The organism is Mesorhizobium sp. M0571 (assembly GCF_040320985.1).
GTDB lineage: Bacteria > Pseudomonadota > Alphaproteobacteria > Rhizobiales > Rhizobiaceae > Mesorhizobium.
This window is the reverse complement of sequence record NZ_JAMYQT010000004.1, coordinates 183,588-200,425: the sequence shown is the minus strand read 5'-3', so window position 1 is coordinate 200,425 and position 16,838 is coordinate 183,588. Positions and strand designations below refer to the sequence as shown.

The 16,838-nt window shown below is 63.0% G+C and carries 18 protein-coding genes; 10 read left to right on the top strand and 8 right to left on the bottom strand.

Annotation, left to right across the window (positions count from 1 at the left end):
• The first annotated feature begins 121 nt into the window (after positions 1 to 121).
• The 7 genes from murQ (at position 122) to NKI85_RS07400 (ending at position 8,439) form a co-directional block, all read left to right on the top strand.
• Positions 122 to 1,027 carry an N-acetylmuramic acid 6-phosphate etherase gene (gene murQ, locus NKI85_RS07430; protein WP_502896057.1) on the top strand — a complete coding sequence of 302 codons (906 nt, stop codon included), beginning with the start codon at positions 122 to 124 and terminating at the stop codon, positions 1,025 to 1,027.
• 99 nt (positions 1,028 to 1,126) lie between these two features.
• Positions 1,127 to 2,647: an ABC transporter substrate-binding protein gene (locus tag NKI85_RS07425; RefSeq protein ID WP_352776471.1), complete on the top strand. Its 1,521-nt coding sequence runs from the start codon at positions 1,127 to 1,129 to the stop codon at positions 2,645 to 2,647.
• A gap of 34 nt (positions 2,648 to 2,681) precedes the next feature.
• The gene (locus NKI85_RS07420) at positions 2,682 to 3,641 is read left to right on the top strand and encodes an ABC transporter permease (protein ID WP_352776470.1); all 960 of its coding nucleotides are present in this window, start codon (positions 2,682 to 2,684) and stop codon (positions 3,639 to 3,641) included.
• The gene (locus tag NKI85_RS07415) at positions 3,641 to 4,480 is read left to right on the top strand and encodes an ABC transporter permease (RefSeq protein WP_352776469.1); all 840 of its coding nucleotides are present in this window, start codon (positions 3,641 to 3,643) and stop codon (positions 4,478 to 4,480) included. The genes NKI85_RS07420 and NKI85_RS07415 overlap by 1 nt, the downstream gene beginning before the upstream one ends.
• Entirely contained in the window at positions 4,477 to 6,228 is a 1,752-nt protein-coding gene (locus tag NKI85_RS07410) for an ABC transporter ATP-binding protein (protein ID WP_352776468.1), read from the top strand. The genes NKI85_RS07415 and NKI85_RS07410 overlap by 4 nt, the downstream gene beginning before the upstream one ends.
• A 72-nt stretch (positions 6,229 to 6,300) precedes the next feature.
• The gene (locus NKI85_RS07405; protein ID WP_352527186.1) at positions 6,301 to 7,302 is read left to right on the top strand and encodes a serine hydrolase domain-containing protein; all 1,002 of its coding nucleotides are present in this window, start codon (positions 6,301 to 6,303) and stop codon (positions 7,300 to 7,302) included.
• Between the two features lie 6 nt (positions 7,303 to 7,308).
• Positions 7,309 to 8,439 (top strand): anhydro-N-acetylmuramic acid kinase, encoded by a 1,131-nt coding sequence (locus NKI85_RS07400; RefSeq protein ID WP_352527185.1) that lies wholly within the window; start codon positions 7,309 to 7,311, stop codon positions 8,437 to 8,439.
• Here the strand turns inward: NKI85_RS07400 and NKI85_RS07395 are convergent.
• Both NKI85_RS07395 and NKI85_RS07390 read right to left on the bottom strand, forming a co-directional pair.
• Positions 8,436 to 8,864 (bottom strand): GNAT family N-acetyltransferase, encoded by a 429-nt coding sequence (locus NKI85_RS07395; RefSeq protein WP_352527184.1) that lies wholly within the window; start codon positions 8,862 to 8,864, stop codon positions 8,436 to 8,438. The two genes, NKI85_RS07400 and NKI85_RS07395, sit on opposite strands and share 4 nt — an antisense overlap.
• Before the next feature lie 69 nt (positions 8,865 to 8,933).
• Positions 8,934 to 10,115, bottom strand: a complete 1,182-nt coding sequence (locus NKI85_RS07390; protein WP_352527183.1) for an MFS transporter — start codon at positions 10,113 to 10,115, stop codon at positions 8,934 to 8,936.
• A gap of 48 nt (positions 10,116 to 10,163) precedes the next feature.
• Between NKI85_RS07390 and NKI85_RS07385 the strand changes: the two genes are divergently transcribed.
• The 3 genes from NKI85_RS07385 (at position 10,164) to NKI85_RS07375 (ending at position 12,311) form a co-directional block, all read left to right on the top strand.
• Positions 10,164 to 10,703, top strand: a complete 540-nt coding sequence (locus NKI85_RS07385) for an Lrp/AsnC family transcriptional regulator (RefSeq protein WP_352527182.1) — start codon at positions 10,164 to 10,166, stop codon at positions 10,701 to 10,703.
• A 141-nt stretch (positions 10,704 to 10,844) separates the two neighbouring features.
• A complete protein-coding gene (locus NKI85_RS07380; protein WP_352776467.1) occupies positions 10,845 to 11,384 on the top strand; it encodes a dihydrofolate reductase family protein in 540 nt (179 codons plus the stop codon).
• A 9-nt stretch (positions 11,385 to 11,393) separates the two neighbouring features.
• Complete coding sequence (locus NKI85_RS07375) at positions 11,394 to 12,311, top strand: sigma-70 family RNA polymerase sigma factor (protein ID WP_352527180.1); 918 nt, start codon at positions 11,394 to 11,396, stop codon at positions 12,309 to 12,311.
• Positions 12,312 to 12,385: 74 nt separating this feature from the next.
• On the opposite strand, the gene NKI85_RS07370 is transcribed toward NKI85_RS07375, so the two are convergent.
• From NKI85_RS07370 to NKI85_RS07345, 6 genes are read right to left on the bottom strand one after another with little or no spacing between them, the layout of a single operon-like run.
• The gene (locus NKI85_RS07370; protein WP_352776466.1) at positions 12,386 to 13,645 is read right to left on the bottom strand and encodes an ABC transporter substrate-binding protein; all 1,260 of its coding nucleotides are present in this window, start codon (positions 13,643 to 13,645) and stop codon (positions 12,386 to 12,388) included.
• Between the two features lie 48 nt (positions 13,646 to 13,693).
• Positions 13,694 to 14,122: a DUF4440 domain-containing protein gene (locus NKI85_RS07365; protein ID WP_352527179.1), complete on the bottom strand. Its 429-nt coding sequence runs from the start codon at positions 14,120 to 14,122 to the stop codon at positions 13,694 to 13,696.
• An 8-nt stretch (positions 14,123 to 14,130) separates the two neighbouring features.
• Positions 14,131 to 15,186: an aldo/keto reductase gene (locus tag NKI85_RS07360; RefSeq protein WP_352527178.1), complete on the bottom strand. Its 1,056-nt coding sequence runs from the start codon at positions 15,184 to 15,186 to the stop codon at positions 14,131 to 14,133.
• Positions 15,183 to 15,542 (bottom strand): TIGR04076 family protein, encoded by a 360-nt coding sequence (locus NKI85_RS07355; RefSeq protein WP_352527177.1) that lies wholly within the window; start codon positions 15,540 to 15,542, stop codon positions 15,183 to 15,185. Before NKI85_RS07355 ends, NKI85_RS07360 begins: the two co-directional genes overlap by 4 nt.
• Positions 15,543 to 16,031 (bottom strand): DUF3830 family protein, encoded by a 489-nt coding sequence (locus NKI85_RS07350; protein WP_352527176.1) that lies wholly within the window; start codon positions 16,029 to 16,031, stop codon positions 15,543 to 15,545.
• Complete coding sequence (locus tag NKI85_RS07345) at positions 16,028 to 16,765, bottom strand: GntR family transcriptional regulator (protein WP_352776465.1); 738 nt, start codon at positions 16,763 to 16,765, stop codon at positions 16,028 to 16,030. The genes NKI85_RS07350 and NKI85_RS07345 overlap by 4 nt, the downstream gene beginning before the upstream one ends.
• Positions 16,766 to 16,838: the final 73 nt, after the last annotated feature.

Sequence of the window (16,838 nt, the reverse complement as noted above, 5' to 3'; positions counted from 1 at the left end):
AGTTAACCAAGCAGAAACAAGACAGCCGGTTGCTGGCCGCGGGTACTGGACGTCGCCTGGCACGGCATCACATTCCTACTCACGGCAGATTGAAAGTAAGCAAGTGGTCGAACACGGGTTGATGTCGGAGTTGGAGCGGCTGGTTTCCGAGGACCGCAACCCGAGAACCATCGACATCGACCTGTTGCCGACCGTCGAGGTGCTGCGCAAGATCAATGACGAGGACAAAGGCGTTGCGGCCGCCGTCGAGAAGGTCATCCCGGAGATTGCTGCTGCCGTAGACCGGATCGTGCCGGCTTTCCAAAAGGGTGCACGCCTTGTCTATATGGGCGCCGGCACGAGCGGCCGGCTCGGGGTCCTCGACGCCTCGGAATGTCCGCCGACCTTCGGCGTGCCCGAAGAGATGGTGGTGGGCCTGATCGCCGGCGGCGCCGACGCGCTGGTGCGCTCTGCGGAAGGCGCTGAGGACGATCCGAAACAGGGTGTAAAGGCACTGCAGGACATCAAGCTGACCGCCAACGATGTGGTGGTCGGCATCGCTGTCAGCGGGCGCACGCCCTATGTCGTCGGCGGCCTGACCTATGCAAAGCAGGTGGGAGCGACCACCGTGGCGCTGTCCTGCAATCCGCGATCGACCATTGCCGGCATTGCCGACATTGCCATCTCTCCGGTGGTCGGCCCGGAGGTTCTCACCGGCTCGACCCGCCTGAAATCGGGAACCGCGCAAAAGCTGGTGCTTAACATGCTGTCGACCGCCAGCATGATCCGCATCGGCAAGAGTTATCAGAACCTGATGGTCGACCTCAATCCAAGCAACAAGAAGCTTGTCGCCAGGGCGGTCAGGATCGTCATGCAGACGACCGGCTGCGCGGCGCAGCAGGCACGACAGGCACTCGACCAGACCGGCAACGATGTAAAACTGGCAATCCTGGTGACGATCACCGGCATGGGCGTCGACGAAGCGCGTAAGGCGCTTGGCAATGCGGGAGGCTTCCTGCGCAAGGCAATAGGCGAAAAGACGGTGTAAGGCCGCATGGACACTGGGCCGATGTCCCGGGGCGCGTGTCCCTTCAAAGCGGTCCGGCGAACTGCAAGGCATCAGGTTTAACAATAATGGGAGACGACAATGGTACGGCACATTGGCAAGAAACTGCTTTCCGGCATGACGCTCGCGGCGATGCTCGGCATTGCGGCGGCACCGGTGCAGGCGAGTAGAGCGACGCTGCATATGGCCTGGTCACAGGACGCCACCGGTCTTGATCCGCACAAACAGACGGCATTCTCCTCACTGCGGTTGCTGGAGCTGATCTATGAACCGCTGGTACGGCTCGACGCCAATCTGCAGATCGTTCCGGCGATTGCCGATTCATGGCAGTTCTCGCCGGACGGCAAGGAGTTGAGTTTCAAGCTCAATCCGAAAGCAAAATTCCAGAACGGCGCCGCCGTGACCTCGGCCGACGTCAAGGCATCCTTCGAGCGCATACTCGACGAGAAGACCGGTGCGGCCGCGCGCGCCAACTTTCTTTCGATCGCCAGCATCGACACACCCGATCCAGCCACCGTCGTGTTCCACCTCTCGCAGCCGGATGTGCCGATCCTGACGGCGATGAGCGACGTCAATGCGGCGATCGTCCCGGCAAGCGAAATCACGGCCGGCTCGATCGGCACGACATCGATCGGCTCGGGTCCCTTCAAGCTGGAAAAGTGGGATCCGAATTCCAAGGAAGTGCTTGTCGCCAACAAGGATTGGGCGGGCGGCGCGACCGGCGTCGACAGCATCGAAATCAGCGTGCTGCCGGACGAGACGGCGATCCTGGCGGCGATGCGCACCAAGCAGATCGACTTTGCTTTGCTCAACGATCCGCTTGTCGCCACACTGGTGCCCAAGGAAGCCAGCCTGCAACTGAACCGCGTGCCGGTCCTTGCCTACCACGTGCTGCAACTCAATCCCTCCCGCAAGCCGATGACCGAGCTCAAGGTGCGTCAGGCGATCTCCTGCGCCATCGACCGGCAGGAAGTGCTGGACACCGCCTCGCTCGGCGAAGGCAAGGTCACCGGTCCGCTGACCATCCCGGCGCTGGCGACCGATCCGAGCCAGTTGTTCTGCTATAAGCGCGATGTTGAGAAGGCCAAGCAGTTGATGGCCGAAGCCGGTTATGCCGACGGCTTTTCGGCGACCGTGATCGGCGCCACCGGCGAGCCGCCGACGGCAGCGGCGGAAGCCCAGGTCATCCAGTCGCAGCTCGCCGAAATCGGCGTCAAGCTTGACATCAAGATGATGGAACTCAACGTCTATGTCGACGCCTGGCTGCAGGGCGATTTCGACATGGCCGTCGCGCTGAACGGCGGCAGGGCGGATCCCTACACCATGTATAATCGCTACTGGACCAAGACCGGCAATTTGCAGAAGGTGGCGAACTATATCGACGATACGCTGGACAGCCTGATGCAGAAGGGCCGCACCGAGACTGACCCGGCGGCGCGCAAGACGATCTTTGCTGATTTCGAAAAGCACATTACCGAGATGTCGCCCTGGATCTGGCTCTATACCTCCTACAGCTACACGGCCCAGCAGAAGAATATCGGGGGATTCGAACCGGTTCCGACAGGCTCGCTGTTCAGCCTCGCCAAAGTGACGATCCAATAGCGGCTTCGATGCCAGACGAGAGGGTATTCTTCGCGTGAACTATCTGATGCGGCGACTGGCGACCTTCCCTCTCGTCCTACTTGGTGTGTCCATCGTCGTGTTCCTGGCGATCCGGATGGTTCCGGGCGACTCGATCACGGCGATGCTGGGAACCGAAGCCGGCCTGCTGACGCCTCAGCAGCGCGATGCGCTTGCGGCCTATTTTGGCATCGACCAGCCCTGGTTCATCCAGTACTGGCGCTGGCTGCTTGGTCTCTTCCAAGGCAATCTCGGCATTTCGTCTACCTATGGCAGGCCGGTGCTCGGCGTTATCCTCGAGCGCTTCCCGCTGACGCTGGAGCTCGCTCTGCTGTCGATGATCATCGCTCTTCTCGTCGGCATGCCCGCCGGGATCTTTGCCGCCACCCATAATGAGAAGCTTTCCGACCTCGGCGTGCGCGTGGTCGCGATGATCGGCCAGTCGACGCCGAACTTCGTCCTTGCCTTGCTGATCATCTACACACTGTCGGCGGGGTTTGGCGTTTTGCCGGCGATGGGGGAATTCTCGCCCATCTGGCAGGATCCGCTGCGCAATATCGGCCAGCTGTTGCTGCCCGCCGTCACGCTCGGTTTTGCTTTCGCGGCTTCGGTGACCCGCATATCGCGTTCGGCGATGCTCGACGTGCTGAGCGACGACTACGTCAGGACGGCGCGCAGCAAGGGCGTCTCGGCGCGCGGCGTCATCTGGCGGCATGCCTTGCCCAACGCGCTCATCCCGGTGGTGACGTTGAGCGGCATCGAATTCGGCTACCTCTTGGGTGGCGCCGTGATCGTCGAGCAGATCTATGCGCTGCCCGGTCTCGGCCGCATGGTGCTGGACGCCATCCTGCAGCGCGATTACGCGCTGGTGCAGGGAAGCGTGCTGTTCATCGCCTTCAACTTCATGATCGTCAATCTCATCGTCGACCTCGCCTATGTCGCGCTCGATCCCCGCATCCGGCTGAGTGAGCATTGATGGCTACCTTGCGGGCTATCTTCGCGCATCCTAGCGGTCGCATCGGCGGTGCGATCGTTGCGCTTTATCTGCTGCTTGCGGCCCTTGGGATGCTGGGGCTGACGCCGCACAATCCGCTGATGCAGCACCGGGTCGAGCGGCTGCATGCGCCTGACAGCACCTACTGGATGGGCACGGACCTGTTCGGCCGCGATGTCGCAAGCCGGCTGATGACCGGGATCAGTCAGTCCTTCACCGTGGCCTTCTTCTCGGTCGCCTTCGCGACCGTGGCCGGCACCGTGTTCGGGCTGGCGGCAGCCTGGTTCGGACGCCGCTGGGACGGGCTTGTGATGCGCATCATGGACGTGCTGCTGGCGTTCCCGGCGATCCTGCTCGCGCTGCTGATCGTCGCGGTTGCGGGACCGGGAACCTGGACCAGCATCGTTGCCATCGCCATCGTCTACACACCGATCTTCACGCGCGTGGTGCGAGGCCCTGCTCTGTCGCTCAAGACGCGCGAGTTCGTCGACGCCGCCCGCACCTTCGGCAGCAGCTCGAGCTACATCGTGACACGGCATCTGCTGCTCAATCTGGTGGCGCCACTGACGGTTCAGGTGACGCTGGCGCTGGCCTGGGCACTGCTGACCGAAGCCGGCTTAAGCTTCCTCGGGCTCGGCACGCAGCCGCCCGCCGCGTCGCTCGGCCTGATGCTGAGTGATAGCCGCAACCTCATGGAGACGGCTCCCTGGCTGATGATCTTCCCGGGAGTGGCGATCATGATCAGCATCCTCGGCTTCAACCTGCTCGGCGATGCCCTGCGCGACGTCCTCGATCCCAAGATGCGGAGATCGATCGCATGATCCCGCTGCTGTCCGTCAGCGGCCTGCGCGTCGGCTTCGGCCGAGAGCCGTCAGCCAATGAGGTCGTGCGCGGCGTCAATTTCGATCTCGCCGACGGCGAGACGTTGGCAATCGTCGGCGAAAGCGGCTCGGGCAAGTCGGTCACGGCGCTGTCGATCAATCGCCTCGTCGATTATGGCGGCGGCCGCATCACTGGCGGGTCGATCAAGCTGAGGCGGGCCGACGGCAGCACCTTCGACCTGACAGCCGCAGCCGAGCCGCAATTGACGAAGATCCGCGGCGGCGAAATCGGCATGATCTTCCAGGAGCCGATGACCTCGCTCAATCCGGTGCTGACCATCGGCTGGCAGATCGAGGAATCGTTTCGCCTGCATCGCGGCCTGACCGGACGGCAAGCAACGGGGGCGGCCAAGGACGCGCTCGACCGCGTCCGCATTCCGGACGCAGCGCGGCGGTTGAAATACACGCCCAACCAGCTGTCGGGCGGCATGCTGCAGCGGGTGATGATCGCCATGGCGCTCGCCTGCAATCCGCGCCTGCTCATCGCCGACGAGCCGACGACGGCACTGGATGTTACGGTGCAGGCGCAGATCATGGCGCTGCTCGCCGAATTGAGGCAGGAAACCGGGATGTCGATGATCTTCATCACCCACGACATCGGCCTGGTTGCAGGCATCGCCGACAAGGTCATGGTGATGCAAAGCGGAGAAGCTGTCGAGCAAGGCGGGCTGAACCAGCTACTGGACGATCCGCAGCATCCATATACGCGGCACCTGTTGCACGCGGTGCCGCATTTCGCCAGCGGCCGCGCGACACGCAAGGACGCGCGACGCAAACAGGAAAAGGGTACCGAGCCGGCGCTGAAGGTCGACGGCCTCGTGGTGCGGTTTCCCGTCAAGGGCGGTTTTCTCAGCCGTGCCACCGGTGCCGTGCATGCGGTGGACGGTGTCGATTTCGACCTGATGCCGGGCGAGACATTGGCCGTCGTCGGCGAAAGCGGTTCCGGAAAATCCACAGCCGCCCGTGCGATTCTGGGGCTGGTGCGCTCGACGCGTGGCACAATCTCGGCCAGCACGCGCAAGGCGACCGCCGCCGGGCAGAGCGCCCTTCCCGTGCAGATGGTGTTCCAGAATCCCTATGGCTCACTTAATCCCAGGCTCACCATCGAAAGCATCCTTGCAGAGCCGGTGATCGCCACAGGCGGACAGGTGATTGCCGAAACACGGGCGAAAATGGCCGCGCTGCTGAAACGCGTCGGCCTGCCGGAAAACAGCCTGCAGCGCTATCCGCACGAATTCTCCGGCGGTCAGCGCCAGCGCCTGTGCATTGCCCGCGCGCTGATGCTCAATCCTTCGGTCGTCGTTCTTGATGAAGCGGTTTCGGCGCTCGATGTGTCGGTGCAGGCCAGGGTGCTGGAGCTTTTGATCGAACTGCAGCGTGAATTCGGACTGGCCTATCTATTCATCTCGCATGACATGGCGGTCGTCGAGCGGATCGCCCATCGCATCGCGGTCATCTATGCCGGCCAGATCGTCGAGATCGGCGACGCCACATCCGTGTTGTCGGAGCCGAAGCATTCCTACACAAAGCAGCTTATCGCGGCCGTTCCTGCCATCGACCGGCGCCACCAACATTTCAGGCTGGACACGCGCCAGGTCCCCTCGCTCGTGCGTCCGCTGGGATTTGAGCCGGGGCCGGCGAAATGGCGGCAGTTCGGGCCGGATCATAGAGCGCGGGTGGAGGCGTGATGATCGTTGCCCAAAGGGATGCAAGGCTGGAGGGGGTACGAAGGATCACTGCCTTTCAGACGGAGTCCGAACTTGATCGACCATGATCTTTTCGACCGCGCGTTTGCCCCACTCGAAGCGGCGGTGGCTGCGTCGCGCATTCCCGGCGGCGTGCTCGGCATGGTCGACCGGGACGGCCAACGCATCGTCCGGGCAATCGGCTCGGCCCAAACCGTGCCCAAGGTGCATCCGATGCATGTCGAGACATGGTTCGATCTGGCGTCGCTGACCAAGGTCATTTTTACGACGCCGCGCATCCTGGCACTGGCGGAGGAAGGCGTCATCGATCTCGACGCGCCGCTGATCTCGGCCCTACCCGATCTTCGCCAGTATGATGAAAAGGCCTGGGAGCGGAACGTGACGTTTCGCCAGTGCCTCGGCCATCAGACACCGTTTCCCGCCGTCGCGCCGATCTACACTTACGGGCGGGACCCCGAGCTGCTGCGCGCTTTCGTCCTGCAGCGCGAATGGCAGGCCGGGGAGCCGGTCTATTCCGACATCAACTTCATCCTGCTTGGATTCGTCCTGGAGCGCCTGTCGGGGAAGACCATCCGTGATATGGATCCTGGCCCAGGCTTTGCGTTCTCCGCCGAGCCGGATCAAACGGCGGCCACCGAAGATTGCACCTGGCGCCATCGCGTGCTCTGCGGCGAAGTCCACGACGACAATTGCTCGGCGCTGCAAGGTGCCGGTCACGCCGGCCTGTTCGGAACGGCGGCATCGATCCTCGATTTTGCACAAGGGTTGCTGGACGGGACCGGGGCGTCTGCGCGCTCGATAACGCTGATGCGCCAACCCCTGTCCGCGACCCGCACCCATGGCTGGGAGCAGCCCTATGAAGGCTGGTCCGGCGGCCGGCTGTGCAGTCCCGGCACGATAGGCCATACCGGCTTCACCGGCACCGGCCTGTGGATAGACTTCGACAAAAGCAAGGCATGGACCTTGCTCACCAACCGGATCCATCCGACACGTCATTTCAACAGCGGGATCGCAGCGCTTCGCCAATCGGTCGGCGATCTCGTCAACGGGGTCTGACAAATCATGATTGCGAAAAATGGCGAACCAATCTGGGCCGTCGGCCTGATGACCGGCACCGTTCTCGACGGCAACATCGACGTCGCGCTGATCAAGACTGACGGCAAACGCATCGCAGATTTCGGCACCTACACGCTGGCCCCCTACCCGCAGTCGATCCGGACCTTGCTGGAAGAGACGCTTAACCAGGCAAGGAGCTGGAACTTCACCGGGCCGGAGCCGGCGATCTTCCGCGAGGCCGAAGAGGCGCTGACGCGCGCGCAGTCTCAGGCGGTCAAGCAGCTGGTCGAAGGCCACGGCCTGATGATGGCCGATATCGGAGTGGTCGGCTTCCATGGCCAGACCGTGCTGCATCGTGCCCCGCAAGCCGGCCGGCTTGGCCAGACCCGCCAACTCGGCGATGGCGAGCTGATGCATGCGATCCTGGACACTAAAGTCGCCTATGACTTCCGCTCGGCCGACATGCGCGCCGGCGGCCAAGGTGCGCCGCTGTCGGCGGCCTATCACGCCGCGCTGCTGCGCGAGGCCGATGCCAGCGGCGACACGGCAGTGCTCAATCTCGGCGGTGTCGCCAACATCACCTGGTGGGACGGCAAGGATAATGTCGTCGCCTTCGACACCGGACCGGCTAACGCGCCATTGAATGACTTCATCAAATCGAAGGGTCTTGGCGAAATGGACCGCGACGGTGCCCTGGCCCGCGCCGGGACGGTCGACGAGGCACGGCTGGCCAAGCTCCTGCAGCACCCGTACTTGACCAAACCCTACCCGAAATCGCTGGACCGTTTCGATTTCGGCGCCTCGATGGCGGACGGGATGAATGCCGAGGATGGCGCAGCACTGCTGACGGCCTTCACCGCGGCCGCGGTCGGCAAGGCGCTCGATCTTCTGCCACACCGGCCGAAGCGGCTGGTGGTCAGCGGCGGCGGTCGACACAATCCAACGATCATGGCCATGCTTGCCAGCCGCGCCGGCGTCGAAGCGGTTCCGGCCGAGGCGCTTGGCTGGAAGGGCGATGCGGTGGAGGCGGAGTGCTTTGCCTTCCTGGCAGTGCGCGTGCTCAGGGGCTTGCCGATCAGCTTCCCCAGTACGACCGGCGTGCCACAGCCGATGTGCGGCGGACGCCTTGCCGGCTAGTCAGGCTTCAGCTTCTTCTGCAGGAAGATACGGCTGCGGCCGACGGGAAAATCGGGAAGCACGCCGAAGGGCTGATAGCCCTGGCGCTCATAGGCCTTGGCCGCCCTTGGGTTGAACGTGTCGATCCAGGCGCCGTGACAGCCGCGCGCGATCGCCTCCTGCTCGGCCGCCTCGAGCATCCTGCCGGCCATGCGCTGGCCGCGCAGTCTTTCATCGACCCAGAGCCATTGCACATAGAGCCAGCCCCAGGCGGTGTATCCCGCAATGCCGGCGACAATAGCGCCGTGCTCATCGCGCACGAACACGGCCAATGTCTTCCTGCCGGAGGCGCCGACATCGCTGTCGTTGAAAGCCGTAAGCCGCTCTCCAAGAAAAGCGAGCTCCTGCGGCAACGGATTGGCGGTTGTCTCAAGCGTTGTAGTCATCGCATGCCCAGATGGCTCATCCACCGAGCATCTATCGACGGACAGGACCGGGACGCAAGGCTTGCTACGCTACGGGGTCGGCGAACGCCACGCCGCTGCCGCAGCAGCGATCAGCATGAGCAAGGCTGCAACCACCGCCGATGCCGCAAAACCGAACGTGGAATAAAGCGGTCCGAACGCCGTGGTTCCGACGAACACCGCGAGATAGGTCACCGCGCTGTTCAAACCCATGATCGTGCCGCGTCGCGAAGGATCGAGCGCCGACAGACGCATTACCAGGACGTTCAGCCCGAAATGATTGGCAAGGCCCCAGACGGCTATCATCGCTATGGTCAGGCTGAAGCTGTCGCTTGTCGCGGCAAGCGCGACATAGACGACCGCGACGAGCAGGTAGGCAAACGGCATGACGCGCCGCGCGCCCAGGCGATCGATGACGCCGTCAAGAAGTGCCGCCGTGCCGAAGCCGGCGCCATAAGCGAGCGCGGCCAGCCCGTTGGCACTGACCGGCCGTCCCAGACCATTGTGAAGGTGATCGCCAAGATAACCATAGACACCGTAGAACGCGGTCATGAATGCGGCGCAGGCAACCAGAAGCGGCACTATGCCGGGGACGCTCAAGGCGCCCAGCGGCGTCGGCGCCGGGCCGCTCTTCCTGACATCGCTCAGCGACGTCAGCGTCAGGCTGGCCAATGCGAGTGCTGCCAGCACCGCGACCGCCGCGAAAACGGCGCGCCAATGCACCAGGTCGGCAAGCACGGCCGACAGCGAAACGCCGGCGACCATGCTGAGCGTCCAGCCGGTCAACACGACTCCTATGGTGCCGCTTTCGCGGCCGGGCGGCGCAATCGCGGCGGAGCTGGCATAGATTGCCGGCATCGCGACACCTGCGGCGACGCCGGCGAGAAGCTGGGCCGCGACCAGCGCCGTCACCGTCGGCGCGGCGGCGCTGGCGACGAGCGCTATCGCCAGCAGCAGCAACGCCCCTTGCAGTATGCGGCGGGCGCCGAGCCGGTCGATGTAGCGCGCCAGGAACAAGGCGCTTGCCGACGTACCTAGCCCGAACGCGGCGGACGCGATCATGACCGCCGGCACGCTTGTGCCGAACGACGCGGCCACCGCCGGTGCGATTGGACCGAGCACCAGCGAGTTGGAGCCGATCACGGCGATGCACCCGGTCAGGAGGTAGGCGAGTGCCGGGATTGGCGGCTTGGGGGCCGCCGCGAATGTGGCGACTTGATCACTGTTCGACATATGGCAATAATGGCCGTATTTAATTCTGTATCAATCGGGACTTTTAATATGGATGAAGAAACAGATGGCATTCCGCAGAACAGGCCTGCGGCCCGCGATATCGATGCAACCGACCGAAAAATATTAGGCGTTCTGGTCGACGACGCCACGATTAGCTATGCCGAGCTCGGCGACCGCGTCGGCCTGTCGCCGCCGGCAGTCCATGAACGCGTCAAGCGGCTTCGGCGCAGCGGCGCCATCCGCAACACCGCGGCCATCATCGATCCCAAGGCGGTGCGCAAACCGCTGCTCGCCTTCGTCCACATCGACACCAAGGGCTGGGGAAAGACGCCGGAGCTGATGGCGATCGCCGAACACCCCGAAGTCGAGGAGATTCATTCGGTGGCCGGCGATACATGCATGCTGATCAAGGTCCGCACCGAGGACACTCGAGCACTCGAAGGCCTGCTGTCGCGTCTCTATGAAACCCCTGGCGTCACCTCGACCCGAAGCTACGTGGTCCTGTCGACCTATCTCGAACGGCCGGTACAGCCGGGGATAACGACGGAGTGGCCGACGCCCCGGCACATGGCCAAGCCGCTCTATTAACTCAAACGATCCTCACGCGTATCCAAAGTCGAACTGGAAACGTCTTAGGCACTGCATCCTGTGGTCATCCATCGGGCCGGTTCGTTTTCGCCGGTTCCTTGGGGCCCGACGGGATGCCTGTTGCGCAACCGGAGACACGCGATGAGAAAATTGATCGTGGGCAGCTTCATTTCGCTGGACGGCGTCATCGAAGCACCAATGGAATGGGCCTCGCCCTTCTTCGACGAGGAGATGAAGGAGCACTCCTATGAAAAGGCCGGCGAGGCGGATTTTTTCCTGCTCGGCCGCGTCACCTATGAAATGTTTTCGGCGCGCTGGCCGCAGGTCAAAGGCAGCAAGTACATGGACCGCATGAACGGGCTGAAGAAGCTCGTCGCGTCTCGCAGCCTCAAGGAGGTGACCTGGAACGCGTCGCTGATCGAAGGCGATGTCGCTGCCGAAATCGCTGGGATCAAGCGGCAAACCGGCGGCAACATATTGAAGTATGGAGTGAGCAATCTCGACCAGACGCTGCTCGCCAACAGGCTTGTCGACGAGTATCAGCTCTCGATCGTGCCGACCCGCGTCGGCCAAGGCAAACGCGCTTTCCAGGATGTCGATCCGTCCCTGGTCAAGCTGGAGCTTATAGATACGCACCGTTTCAAGAACGGCGTCATCACGCTGACCTACGTCCCGCTATGATCTTGTATCATGAAGATGCAGCTAAGACTTGACCCGACCGGGCTTTTCGACGTCCGCTACGCCGGCTTCCTGGAGACAGTCGCGCATTTGCGTGGACGGCTGCACCGCTACTGCGCGCGCATGATCGGTTCGACGCTCGACGCCGAAGACGTCATGCAGGAAGCGCTGTTCGAGGCCTATCGGAAGATCGAGAAGCTGGACAATGCGAGCGCTCTTCGCCCCTGGCTGTTTCGCATTGCGCATAATCGCTGCATCGATTTCCTGCGAAGCCGGCAGGTGCGTCAGCATGCGGAGGCCAATTTCGTCGAAGACGAGATCATCCTGCCGGTCGAGCCGGTGGGCAAGGGCGCGGATCGCGCGATCGAACGGCTGGTGATCCACCTGCCGCCCAAAGAACGCGCCTGCGTTCTGCTCAAGGACGTCTTCGACTGTTCGCTGGAAGAGATCGCCGACCTCGTCGGCTCGACCGTGGGCGGCGTCAAGGCTGCGTTGAGCCGTGGCCGCTCGAAATTGGCCGCCTTGTCCGGCGAGCCAATCGTCCGTTCGGAGCCCCAGCGCGATCCGGAACTCCTGGAATTGCTCAGCCGCTATGTCGAACTGTTCAACCGCCGCGACTGGGACGGCGTGCGGGCGCTGACCAGCGCCGACGCACAATTGCGGGTCGCGGATTGCTTCAAGGGCCGGCTGTCGGAATCACCTTACTTCATTGAGTACGAAAGAGCCTCGACGACATGGAAAATGGTGATTGGCGAGATCGATGGCGAGGCGGTGCTGCTCGTGCTCCACCATGGCGAAGATGGTTGGAAGCCTGCCCATCCGGTTCGGATCGAAGCCGCCGGCGGGATCATAAATCGCATCACTGATTACTATGCCTGCCCCTGGATCATGCCGGCGGCTGGTGCGGTAGTCGTTTCCAGGCCGGCCTAACCGGCAGCAGGACATGCAAGTGTCCGGCATCAACCTCAATGGAATGGTATCGACGCCGGACGGAGCATAGGCGATTACTGAAGCTTCGCCTGCAGGGCGTTGACGTCATTCGTGGTCATTTCGCCGTCGGTCGTCACCTTGCCGTCGACGATCTTCCAAAGGCGGAACGGGCCGGTGATGTCGCCATACTTGTCGAAGGCTACAGGGCCGATGACGCCTTCGTAGCGGATCGGCTTGCCATCCTTGATCAGGCCGAGCGCCTTGGCGAACTCGTCCTTGCCGGCATAGATCGGCGTGCCGGCCGGATCGACCGCCTTGTACATCGCGTCCTTGATCTTGGCCGGATCCTCGGAGCCGGCAATCGCGATAGCCAAGCCGACGATGGCGCCGGCATCATAGGACCGGTCGGCCGCCGGGTTCGACGGCTCAATGCCCGAAAATTCCTTGTAGTTCTTGGTGAAATATTCGGTCGATGCGGTCGGGCTGGTGCCCGAGGAAGTGCCATAGGCATCCTTCAAATAGTCGGCGCCGACGGATTCGATGAAATCCGGGCTGTTCATGCCGTCATTGAGCAGGAATTTCTGGACACCGCCCTGAGAAATCCAGGTACGGGCGATGGTTGCGCCATCGACAGGCGTGCTGACGAGGTAAAGCCCGTCCGGTTCGCCGGCCATGGCCGCGGTTACCTCCGAGGCATAGCTCGACTGCTTTTCATTGTAGGGCGTGTCGGAGACGATGGTGCCACCGAGCGCCTTATAGGCACGCGAGAATTCCGCCACCATGTTGACGCCGAAGTCGTTGTTGACGTGGATGACCGACAGCTTCTTGAAGCCCTTGTCGATGGCATATTTGGCGGCGGCCACGCCTTGCAGAGCGTCCGAGGTGATGGTGCGGAAGAAGATGCCGTTGGTCTTGCCGTCGCGCCCGAGCGCCGTCAGCGTCGGCGACGACGAAGCCGGCGACACCTGGACGATCTTGGCCGGCGCGGTGACCGAGGTCAGGATCGGGATCGACACCGAGGAGATGATGCCGCCGATGATGACAGGCACCTTCTTGACCTGCACGAGCTGGGTTGCGGCGTCGACCGCAATGTTGCCCTGGCTCTGGCTGTCGCGGGTGTCGGTCGCGAGATCGCAGCCGCGCACCCCGCCGGCATCGTTGATGTCGCGGAATGCCATTTCGACCGACTTGGCGCCGGCCTGGCCATATTCGCCGGCCGGGCCGGTCAGTTCCATGACGAGGCCGACGGTGATCTTGCAGTCGGCGGCTTGCGCTGCGCCGGCCGCTGTCAGCAAGGCGAGCGCGGTGGTGATCTGAAGTATCGTCTTTGTCATTGTTGTTCCCCTTTCGTTACACGACTCTCATTCACGTCTTGAGCCTGTTCAGCCTTCCGGCACCTGCAGCCAGGTTTCATGCAGATGTCGCCATTCGACGCCGTTCGGCGCCGATGAACTGGTGGTGAAAACGGCACTCGAGCGACGGCGGCTGTGCTTGCCGGCGCGTTGCTGTGCCTCGACGTAGCAGACGACGATCGTGTCGCCGGCCTGCCAGCCGGCCCGGATATCCTCGATCGAAATAGTGAAGTCGCCGTCACAGCTGGCGCGGCTTGCCCTGACATGGTCAACCACTGCGCCACGATCGAGAACCTGACCGTCCGGCGCAACCATACAGAAGCCTTCTCCCATGACGCGTTCGAAGCGGCTGAAATCTGCCCTGTCGGCGCTTGCCGCATCGAACCACTCGACGAAGAAGCGGTGGAGATCGACAATCTCTGCGCTGGCGCGGGAAAGCAGAGATAGCTTCTCGTCCATGACCGCGCTCATATCCGGCCCGCATTCAAATTGTAGTGCATGATGGAGCCGTGGCGGCCGTGACGGTCGCGTTCCAATGTGTAGACGTCGCCTAGCGGGCCGCGGCTTTGCGCGATCACCGCAGCGATCCGCGTCCGGTCATCGGCGTCGAGCGCGACGTCCATGATCCCGGCATTGGCAAGGGCGTGCGCCTGGTTGCGGGCACCGACGATGACAGCCGCCACTTGCGGCTGCTCCAGCACCCAGGCGCTGGCGATGGTGGCGATGTCGACGCCATGGCGGTCGGCGACGGCCTTCAGTACTTCAAGCAACTCCTGGAAGAGATCCCAGCCACCGAAATCATCGATGATCAGCTTGTATTTGACCAGTGACCGGTTTTCGAGCGGCGTCTGCGGCTCGGCAACGCCAAGCCATTTTTCGCTGAGGAAACCGCCAGCCACCGAACCGTAGCAGAGGAAACTGACGCCGTGCTGGCTGGCGAGCACCGCAAGGCTGTTGGCCGGCCGTTGGTCGAGCACGGAATATTGCAGTTGCTGGCTGACCAGCGGCACGCCGGCGGCCAGGATCTCGGCCAGCCGAGGCGTGTCGAAGTTGGTGGTGCCGACGTTGCGCACCTTGCCCTCCAGGCGGAGGTCGTTGAGCCAGCCGATCGCATCGACGTAACCGGGCACCGAATAATCCCACCAATGGAACTGCACGAGGTCGAGCCGCTCGGTTTTCAGCCGCCGCAGCGACTGGTCGACGATGCTGCTGATGTAGTCGCGGCGGATGTCGGAAAGCCTTTCTAGATCGGGCACCAGCTTGGTGTGTACCTTCATCTTGGCGGCGGCGTCGAGGCCGCGCTCGTTGGCAAGCCGCAGGCGCGCCGCACCGATCAGTTCCTCGACGCCGGTATAGATATCGGCGCAATCATAGGTCCTGATGCCGGCATCGAACGTGGCGATCAGGTCGGTCACTGCCTGTTGGCGGTCGATCGCGCCGTGCCCGCCGGCAAGCTGCCAGCCGCCGCGAATGACGCGCGAGATCGTGTAGCCGGGGCTGAGTTCGAACGCCTTGGCGGTCATCTCTGGTCACTCTCCTTCGGCAGCGGCACCGCCGTGGTCTCGGCATGGCTGAACCGCCGCTTGCCCGTCCTGACGATCCTCAGCCGGCTGGCGCAATTGGGATCGGGACAGGCGATCTCGGCGTCCGATGTCATCCAGTCGTTCCTGTGGGTCGGACGCTGTTTGGCTGCGAGCAGCGGCAACACGGCCGATATCGAATAGATCGAAAAACCCTGCCCCGCCGGCATCGACAGCATCTCGCCCTTCAACTCGAAATAGTCGCCAGCCTTGGCACCGCAATAGATTGGCTTGCCCTCAGGGATGACCGCTTCGACACGAAGGTCGAAGAGTTCGAAACTGTCGTCTTGCTCGGCCATTCAGATCTCCACACGCGTGAAGGTAATGTCGCAGGCGCCGTTGCGGCGGATCACGCCACAGGCGGCGGCGAATTGATCGCGCTCCTCGGGATGCACCTGCGCCACGACGCTTCCGGCAAGCCAGCCGATCGGGAACAAGAGACGCGCACCCTGTCCATAGAACAAGCCTATATCGAAAATCGCATTCGGGTTGCCGCCCCACATGCGCGGCGGCACATAGGACAACACGATGTCGCCCGGCTGCGGCGTCAGCGTTGCATTTTCCGCCGGCAACGGCTTGGCGAAGGTTTGGCCCGCCAGGTCGGCGGCGGGAACCGGGCAGGAGATTTCCGGCCCCGTCCACATCGCATGGATGCTGGCAACGACGCGCGGCTGCCCGAGATAGGCCAGCAGGAAGCCAGCGTTTTCGGGCGCCTTTTCAGGCAACAGCAGCGCCGTCACGGAAAGTTCTGAGCGTGGCTCGGTGATCCTGATGGCAGGCGTCGTCATGCCCTCAAATCCTTCTTGGCCGCGGATTGGAGCTTGTCGCGCAGGAAGGCAAACGGCCGGCTGATGTCGGCCACCAACGCCTCGCGCGCAGCCTGCGCATCCTGCTTGGCAAGCGCTGCGACGATGCTGCGGTGATAGTGGGCGGTATCGACTTCGCCGGCATCGGAAAAGGCGTAGATGGCGACGCGGATGCACGGTCCTGATTGCAGCCAGAGGCTCTCGATCATCGGGATCAGCACGGCGGAGCCGCAGCAACGGTAGATCTCGAAATGGAAGCTCTGGTTGAGCGTGGCCTCGCGGTCGATATCCTTCTTGTGCTTCAGCGCCCGCATCTCGTCCCACTCGCCGAGCATGGCTTCGACCGCGGCTATCTGGCGCGAATTCATGCGCGTGGCGGCAAGTGCTATCGCTTCGCCCTCTATAAGGAAGCGGGCGCGCAAGAGATCGTCGATACGCTCCAGCGTGATAGGCGGCACGCGCACGGAGCGATTTGGGAGCGCCTCCAGCGCCTTCTCGGTGATCAGCCGTCCGAGCGCCTCGCGCACCGGCATGGTGCTGGTGACCAGCGCGTCAGCGAGGCCGCGGATGGTCAGCACCTGGCTCGGCTCGAAAAGGCCGCCGATCAAGGCGCGGCGCAGCTCCGAATAGACGCGATCCTGAACGGTCTCGCGGCCGACCGGCGTAAGCTGGGCTGCGATCGTTTCGTTATTCCGTTCGATGGCGGCCTTCTGCATGGGCAGTCCTGGTCTCTGGCCCGTTTTCGGCTTGCGGAAGAAATTAAAGCCGAATAGCGTGATCAAAGCAAGT